The organism is Stenotrophomonas pictorum JCM 9942, assembly GCF_001310775.1.
GTDB classification, from domain to species: Bacteria; Pseudomonadota; Gammaproteobacteria; order Xanthomonadales; family Xanthomonadaceae; genus Stenotrophomonas; species Stenotrophomonas pictorum.
Genome location: NZ_BAZI01000516.1, coordinates 1 through 1,574, shown reverse-complemented (window position 1 = coordinate 1,574; position 1,574 = coordinate 1). Strand labels below are relative to the sequence as shown.

At 68.4% G+C, this 1,574-nt stretch carries 1 protein-coding gene; it reads right to left on the bottom strand.

Features of this window, described 5'->3' with window-relative positions; translation table 11 throughout:
* Nucleotides 1-72: 72 nt before the first annotated feature.
* Nucleotides 73-1,574, bottom strand: a 1,502-nt coding sequence (locus JCM9942_RS15600) for a methyl-accepting chemotaxis protein (protein WP_054660770.1), incomplete at its 5' end; no start/stop codon positions are given.

Sequence of the window (1,574 nt, the reverse complement as noted above, 5' to 3'; positions counted from 1 at the left end):
AGGCCCGCACGGCGGGCCTTGTTGGTACACGCGGCTGAGCGCAGCCGGCCGGCGGAATCGCCTCGCGCTGGATCAGTACGAAGCCACCCGACGCGCGCTGCTGGGGTGGTCATCGGCGGTGCCGCCGTAGCGGAACACCGACACCGCGTCGGCCAGCGCATCGGCCTGCTGTTCCAGCGTGCGCGCCGCGGCGGTGGCTTCCTCCACCAGCGCGGCGTTCTGCTGGGTGGTTTCATCCATCTGTATCACCGTGTGGTTGACCTGCTCGATACCGGTGGACTGCTCCTGCGAGGCGGCGGAAATGCGCGCCATGATGTCGGTGACCTGCTGCACCGAGCCGACGATCTCGGCCATGGTGCTGCCGGCCTGGGCGACCAGCGCGGCGCCATCGTCGACCTTGGTCATCGAATCATCGATCAGCGACTTGATCTCGCGCGCGGCCGTGGCCGAACGTTGCGCCAGCGTGCGCACCTCCGAGGCCACCACCGCAAAGCCGCGGCCCTGCTCGCCGGCGCGCGCCGCTTCCACCGCCGCGTTCAACGCCAGGATGTTGGTCTGGAAGGCGATACCGTCGATCACCGAAATGATCTCGGCGATGCGGTGGGACGACTGTTCGATGGCCTGCATGGTGTTCACCACCTGGCCGACCACCTGGCCGCCACGGGCGGCGACATCGGCCGCGCCGATCGCCAGCTGGTTGGCGTGCCGCGCCGAGTCGGCATTGGCGCGCACGGTGGACGTCAGCTCCTCCATCGAGGCGGCGGTTTCCTCCAGGTTGGCGGCCTGCTGCTCGGTGCGCCCGGACAGGTCGGTATTGCCGACGGCGATCTCGCGCGCGGCGGTATTGATCGCCCCCGAGCACTGTTTGATGCGATCGACGATGTCGGCCAGGCGCTGCGCGGTGAGGTTGGCATCGCGCTTCATCGCCTCGAAGTCGCCGGCGTAGTCGCGTTCGATGCGGTGGTCCAAGTTGACTTGCGCCAGCGCCGACAGCATCTGCCGGATCTCGCCGGTGGCGCCGGCCAGCGTGTCGAGCAGCTGGTTGATACCCGTGGTCAGGGTGCGGATGAAACCGGGCTCCGCCACCGGCTGCAGGCGCCGGCCCAGATCGCCCTGCGCGGCGGCGCCGACCAGCGTGGCGACACTGTCTTCCAGTTCGATTTCCTGGGTGCGGTCGTGCCACTCCACCGCAAAGCCGATGCGGGTACCGGCAGCATCCAGCACCGGCGTCACCGCCTGGCTGAAATGCACGCCTCCGATCTGGATGCGGCCGTAATGCGGCTGCTGCATCGCATCGAGCATCGCGCGGATGCGCCCGGGGTTGGCGTGGAAGCGGTGGATGCTGCTGCCGACCAGGTTGTCGACGTCGAAGCCGGGGAACGCCTTGCGCAGCGTTTCCTGCTGGTTGCGCAACAGCGCCACCACCGAGCGGTTGACGTAGCGGATGATGTGATCGTCATCGGCGATCATCATGCCGGTACGCGAGGCGTCCAGTGATGCGCGGATCTGTGCGTTCTCGTGGTTCAGCGCCTGCTCCTGCGCCCGCTGCGCGCGCAGCTGCGTGTCCATGCGCA